This is a genomic window from Actibacterium sp. (assembly GCF_041584535.1).
Lineage (GTDB): Bacteria > Pseudomonadota > Alphaproteobacteria > Rhodobacterales > Rhodobacteraceae > Actibacterium_D.
The window spans coordinates 1-6,542 of the sequence record NZ_JBFHDW010000151.1; the positions used below are offsets into that span (position 1 = coordinate 1).

6 protein-coding genes are annotated in these 6,542 nt (G+C 62.3%); 4 read left to right on the forward strand and 2 right to left on the reverse strand.

The genetic code is table 11. The features are described 5' to 3' along the window. On the reverse strand, positions 1-1,447 hold a 1,447-nt coding region (locus tag ABYW26_RS08735; RefSeq protein WP_372604396.1), incomplete at its 3' end, for a bifunctional 2',3'-cyclic-nucleotide 2'-phosphodiesterase/3'-nucleotidase. Between the two features lie 221 nt (positions 1,448-1,668). Here ABYW26_RS08735 and nudC point away from each other — a divergent pair. Together nudC and ABYW26_RS08745 are read left to right on the forward strand one after the other, a co-directional pair. Continuing rightward, a complete protein-coding gene (gene nudC / locus ABYW26_RS08740) occupies positions 1,669-2,637 on the forward strand; it encodes an NAD(+) diphosphatase (protein ID WP_372604397.1) in 969 nt (322 codons plus the stop codon). Positions 2,638-2,674: 37 nt separating this feature from the next. Continuing rightward, the gene (locus ABYW26_RS08745; protein ID WP_372604398.1) at positions 2,675-3,151 is read left to right on the forward strand and encodes an SRPBCC family protein; all 477 of its coding nucleotides are present in this window, start codon (positions 2,675-2,677) and stop codon (positions 3,149-3,151) included. A 12-nt stretch (positions 3,152-3,163) separates the two neighbouring features. On the opposite strand, the gene ABYW26_RS08750 is transcribed toward ABYW26_RS08745, so the two are convergent. After that, positions 3,164-3,997, reverse strand: a complete 834-nt coding sequence (locus ABYW26_RS08750) for a prephenate dehydratase (protein ID WP_372604401.1) — start codon at positions 3,995-3,997, stop codon at positions 3,164-3,166. A 118-nt stretch (positions 3,998-4,115) separates the two neighbouring features. Between ABYW26_RS08750 and ABYW26_RS08755 the strand changes: the two genes are divergently transcribed. Further along, a complete protein-coding gene (locus ABYW26_RS08755; RefSeq protein ID WP_372604399.1) occupies positions 4,116-4,640 on the forward strand; it encodes a cytochrome c family protein in 525 nt (174 codons plus the stop codon). A 167-nt stretch (positions 4,641-4,807) separates the two neighbouring features. Beyond that, a partial coding sequence (locus tag ABYW26_RS08760; RefSeq protein ID WP_372604400.1) for an extracellular solute-binding protein occupies positions 4,808-6,542 on the forward strand: 1,735 nt, incomplete at its 3' end.

Consider the following 6,542-nt stretch of genomic DNA (forward strand, 5'->3'; position numbering starts at 1 on the left):
ATTCCGGGTGCAGCAGCGCCTGATCGGGTTTGCCGGGGGTGATCTGATGAAACAGACCGGCGCTGCGTTCTAACCAGTCGCGCAGTTGCGCGCCGGTGATCCGCAAGACCCGCAGCGTGTTCGGATAAAGATACAAATCCGCGACATTGCGGATGGCGATGGGACCGGCGGGCACGTCGGTGTAATAGTCCGGCCCGCCGCGACCGCCCGCTTTGAACGGGGCGGCAGCGGACAATAGCGGCAGATCGGACAAGTCGCTGCCCTGAAGCATCTGCCGCGCATGCCAGCGCTGGGCCTCAAGCACCAGCTGCACCGACGGATCATCCGCGACCAGCGCGAAATAGCTGTGCAGCGGCGCGCTGGTGTGGCCGACCGGGCGGCGAATATAGCTGAGCGTGCGGCTGTGATCCTGCGCCACCGCGTCCAGCACATTCTGCTGGCTGTCGACCAGCGCCACCGCGCCCGAGCTGGCATCCCGGTCATAGATCGGCCGGGTGTCGACCCGGTGATCCAGCACGCGCCACGCGCCATTTTCGCGCTGAAGCAGCAGGTCGATCAGCCCCAGACGCGACCCCCAACTGCCTGCCATTACTGCCGGTTTGCCGTGGATGGTGCCGCTGGCCGCATCGACCCCGGCCACCCCGTCGTAATGGGCCGAGGGAAACACCAGATGGCTGTGCCCGGTCAGGATCGCGTCGATGCCGTCGATGGTGGCAAGCGGCACGCTGGCGTTCTCCATCCCGTTCACATGGCGGGCGGCACCGATGCCGGAATGCGACAGCGCGATCACCAGATCGGCGCCACGCTTGCGCAACTCGGGCACCCAGGCGCGGGCGGTCTCGACGATGTCGCGGGTGTGAATCCGGCCTTCCAGATGGCGACGGTCCCACGCCAGAATTTGCGGCGTCACAAAGCCGATGACGCCGACGCGCAGCGGATGTTGCTGGCCCTGACCATCAGTCACGATGCGATCAAGGATCACATAGGGCGGCAGCAGGGGCAGGTCGTCGGTGGGCCGGGCGCCCGGCTGGCGGATAACATTGGCCGACACCACCGGAAACCGCGCCCCGGCCAGCGCGGTCATCAGGAAATCCAGCCCATAGTTGAACTCGTGATTGCCCAGCGTCGCCGCGTCAAAGCCAACCGCATTCATCGCTGCGATCATCGGGTGCAGGGTGTCGTCGCTCATCCCGCGCTCGTAAGCGATGTAATCGCCCATCGGGTTGCCTTGCAGAAAGTCGCCATTGTCCAGCAACAGGCTGTTGGTGGCCTCGGCGCGCAGGTTGGCGATCAGGCTGGCGGTGCGGGCAAGGCCGACGGTCTCGACCGGTTTGTCGGCGTAATAATCGTAGGGAAAGACATGCATATGCAGGTCTGTGGTCTCGAATATCCGCAGATGCGCCTGATTGGCGGCGCAACTCGCCGAAAAGGAATGCAGTGATGTCAAATGGCGCCCCCGCCCAGATACCGGCCTGCCCTGCCGGGTTGTTCTTGGTTTTATTATACCCCGGCCTGTAACCGACGACCCCTCGTCGGTTAAGACAGTGTCACATTAGAACCATATGACAGGGCAGGCGAGGGAAAAATCGCCCAAAAGTTGTATTTTCCCAACTTGCGCACGTCGGCCGGGGCTGGCAGTCAGACGGTAAGGAAACAAGGGGCGGCGGAATGAAGCTGGCGGAACAAGTCACCTTTGGCGGATCGGCGTTGAACCGGGCGGCCGAGCTGCGCAGCGACGCGCCGGGGCTTGCGGCGGCTTGGGTGGCGGACAGCGCGCGGGTGCTGCTGCTGTGGCGCGGCAAGGTTCTGGTGCAGGGCGAGGCGCTGGATCGCCTGTGGCTGGCCCCGACCGCGCATCCGGTCGTGGCGGCGCGGCAGGATCGGGCGATGCTGTTGGGTCTGGACGATGACAGTGCCGCGATCTTTGCCGTCGATATCTCGGACTGGCAGCCGGACGAGGTGCCCGACAGCCTGAACAGCTTTGTCGATCTTTCGGAACAGCGGCACCCCGACTTGCCCGAGGACACCTGTTTTACCGAATTGCGCCGTATCATGGTGCGGCTGTCGCCGCGCGATGCCGAACTGGCGGCGACCGCCAAGGCCATTCTGGGCTGGCACCAAAGCCACGCCTTTTGTTCGCGCTGTGGTGCTAAGTCGGCGCTGTCGATGGCCGGGTGGCAAAGCACCTGTCCCGCCTGCAACGCCGCGCATTTCCCGCGCACTGATCCGGTGGTCATCATGTTGATCACGCAAGGGAATTCCGTTCTGCTGGGCCGGTCGCATGGCTGGCCTGACGGCATGTATTCGCTGTTGGCCGGGTTTATCGAACCGGGCGAGACCATCGAGGCCGCCGTGCGCCGCGAAGTGTTCGAAGAGGCCGGTATCCGCGTGGGTCAGGTCAGCTATCTGGCCTCGCAGCCCTGGCCGTTCCCGGCCTCGCTGATGTTGGGGTGCCGGGGACAGGCGTTAAGCCGCGACATCACCATCGACCCGGCCGAGATCGAAGACGCGCTGTGGCTTAGCCGCGAAGACATGCTGACGGTTTTCGCGGGTGAACATCCGACGATCCTGCGGCCCCGGCGCGGGGCAATTGCCGGTTTTCTTCTGGAAAACTGGCTTGCGGACAGGCTGGATTGACGCCTATGAACGACGCAGGGACATTGCGGCAGTTCAGATGAAATTATCCACCCGACAAGATATCGCGGCTCCGGTCGATCAGGTCTTTCAGGCGCTGACCGATTTCGACAGTTTCGAACGCGCGGCGATGCGGCGGGGGATCGAGGTCGCCCGCACCGACACGCTGGGCGCGCACGGTGCCGGAATGGGCTGGATCAGCAAGGTGCCCTATCGCGGCAAGCCCCGCGAACTGACCGCCGAAATCGGAACCTATGAGCGGCCCGAACAGGTGGCGGTGAACTGGGCGATCATGGGGCTGGATGGCGCGCTGGACGTGCAACTGGTTGCCCTGTCGCCGCGCCACAGCCGCATTGTCGTCGGGCTGGACATGCGGCCCAAGACCCTGACCGCGCGGCTGTTCCTGCAATCGCTGCGGCTGGCCAAATCCTCGCTGCATCGCAAGTTCAGCCACAGCGTCTTGCGCTTTGCCAAGGATCTTGAGGGTCGTCTGGGCGTCAACCCGAACGGGTTTTGACGCCCAGCTTGCTTAGTGGCGTTTCGGGTCGGCCGGATAAACGCCCAGCAGCTTTACGTGCGAGGTAAAGTAATCCAGCTCTTCCAGCGCCAGCCGGACGTTGTGATCGTCGGGGTGGCCTTCGATATCGGCATAAAACTGTGTCGCCGAGAACGACCCGTCGACCATATAGCTTTCCAGCTTGGTCATGTTCACGCCGTTGGTGGCGAACCCGCCCATCGCCTTATACAGCGCCGCCGGAATGTTGCGGACCCGAAACACAAAGCTGGTCATCATCCCCGACGGGCCACGGCGTTTCAGGTCGGGCTTGCGCGCCATGACCAGAAAACGGGTGGTGTTTTTGTCGTGGTCCTCGATATGGCGGGCCAGAACGTCGAGGCCGTAAATCTCGCCCGCCAGCTCGGACGCCAGCGCAGCGTGCTGCGGATCGCCCATCTGCGCGATATGCATGGCCGAGCCGGCAGTATCGGCGCCGGTGATCGCGTCGATGCTGTGTTCGCGCAGGAACGCCCGGCACTGGCCCAGCAGTACGGTGTGGCTTTGCGCGGTGCGGATGTCTTCCAACCGGGCGCCTTTGACGCCCAGCAGGTTGATGTGAACCCGCACGAAGGCCTCGTCGACAATATGCAGGCCCGACTCGGGCATCAGGCGGTGAATGTCGGCCACGCGGCCATAGGTCGAGTTCTCGACCGGCAGCATCGCAAGGTCTGCATGACCTTTTCGCACGGCGTCGATGACGTCTTCGAAGGTCTTGCAGGGCAGGGCTTCCATGTCGGGCCGGGCTTCGTGACAGGCCTGATGTGAGTAGGCTCCGGGTTCGCCTTGAAACGCGATCCGCCCTGTGATTTGGTCTTTCATGTGCTTTTCTTCACTCTTTAGCGCGTGTTGGCGGTAACTACACCTTGCCAGATGGTGATGGAAGCGGATAGATACCCCGCGAAACGGGAGTGCACAGGAGCGCGTCATGTTCGACACAATGACTCTTACTAAAATCGTCGGCGCGCTTTGTGGCGCCTTGCTTATTTTCCTTCTCGGCAGCTGGGCGGCAGAAAGCCTGTATCACACCGGCGGTGGCCATGCTGAAGGCGAACACGCGGTTCAGGGCTATATGATCGCGACCGCCGGGGCCGATGACCACGGTGCAGAAGCCGAAGAAGTTGTGCCCTTCGCTGAACTGTATGCCAGTGCCGATATGGCCAAAGGCGAGAAAATCTTTGCGAAATGTAAAGCCTGCCACATGATCGACGGCAGCAATGCGACCGGCCCGCATCTGGATGGCGTTGTGAACCGCGCTGCTGGTGCGGCCGAAGGCTTTGGCTACTCGGGTTCGCTGGTCGCTGTGGTCGATGTCTGGACCCCCGAGAACCTGTTCGGGTTCCTCGAAAACCCCAAAGGTTTTGCACCGGGCACCAAGATGTCGTTCTCGGGTCTGCCGAAACCCGCAGATCGTGTGAACCTGATCGCCTATCTGGCTTCGCTGGGCGGCTGATCTCCATAGAAATTGACGATTTGAAGGCCGCTCCTGCCGGGGCGGCCTTTTTTCATGGCCGGGTGCAGGCGATCACGGAATCTCAACTTGCATGCCCCGTCGCACGACCCTTAGCTTGAGACCAACGAAAACCGGACCATATGTCCGGACACAGGAGGACATTCGGCATGACCCGACCCGCCCGCGCGATTGCACGGACCGCGATGCAGACCGGCCTTGAGAAACTGGCGCTGGGATTTCTGGTCTGTGGCCTTGGGCTGACCGCGATGGCGGGGCTGGCGCGGGCCGAGGGCGATGTGATCCGCGCGCATGGGATTTCGACCTTTGGAAACCTGAAATATCCGGCGGATTTCAAGCATCTGGACTATGTGAACCCCGACGCGCCCAAGGGTGGCGAGATGTCGATCTGGGCCTTTGGGTCGTTTGATTCGATGCACCCCTACACGATCAAGGGCCGGGCGGCGGGGCTGGCCTCGATCTTTTTCGAATCGCTTCTGACGGGCGCGGATGACGAGATCGGCGCGGCCTATTGCCTGCTGTGCGAGACCATCGAATATCCGCAAGACCGCAGCTGGGTGATTTTTCACCTGCGCCCCGAGGCACGGTTCTCGGACGGCTCGCCCCTGACCGCCGAGGACGTGGTGTTTTCCTATGAGACCTTCAAGGAAAAGGGCCTGAGCAGCTTTCGCATCGAACTGGCGAAAAAGGTCGATAAGGCCGAGATCATCGACCCCCTGACCGTGAAATTCACCTTTACGCCCGGTGTTCCGACCCGCGACCTGCCGATGGATGTCGGCGGGATTCCGGTGTTTTCGAAAGAACACTACATCCGCAACAACCGCGATTTCGAGGACGATTCCTATGAGCCTCTGCTGGGCTCGGGCGCCTATGTTCTGGACGAATTGATCCGGGGCAAGATCGTCGCCTATCGCCGCAACCCCGACTATTGGGGCGCGTCGCTGCCGCTGAACGTCGGGCGCAACAATTTCGACACGCTCAGGCTGATCTATTACGCCGATTACAACACCGCGTTTGAGGGTTTCAAAGGCGGCAGTTATACGTTCCGCAACGAGGCATCGTCGAAAATCTGGGCCACGGGCTATGATTTTCCGGCGCTGGACAAGGGCTATGTGAAAAAGGTCGAATTGTTCGACGGATCAAAGGCAACCGGTCAGGCCTTTGCGCTGAACCTGCGGCAGCCTCAGTTTCAGGACCGCCGCGTGCGCGAGGCGATCGGCCTGATGTTCAATTTCGAATGGTCGAACCAGACGCTGTTTTATGGCCTGTATCAGCGGGTGAATTCGTTCTGGGACAATACCGACATGGCCGCAACCGGCCTGCCCGGCCCGGATGAGCTGGCGCTGTTGGAGCCGCTGGCCGACATCCTGCCGCCGGGCGTGCTGGATCAGCCTGCGGTGATGGCGCCGGTCTCGGGCGAGCGCCAGCTTGATCGCAAGAACCTGCGCAAGGCCAGCGCTCTGCTGGACGAGGCGGGCTGGGTCGTCGGTGACGACGGCATGCGCCGCAATGCCAAGGGCGAGACCCTGAAGGTCGAATTCCTGAACGACAGCCAGACCTTTGACCGGGTCATCAACCCCTATGTCGAAAACCTGCGGCGGCTGGGTGTCGATGCGGTGCATGTGCGGGTCGACAATTCCGAAGCCGAGAACCGCCAGCGCCCGCCAGCTTATGATTTCGACATCGTCACCACCTTCATGCAGACCAGCTATATTCCCGGCACCGAATTGCGTCAGTATTTCGGCTCGGAAACTGCTGACAGTTCGACCTTCAACGCGATGGGGCTGAAAAGCCCGGCGGTGGATCAACTGATCGACAAGGTGCTGGCCGCCACGTCCGAGGCCGAGATGAAAACCGCCGTGCGCGCGCTGGACCGGGTGCTCG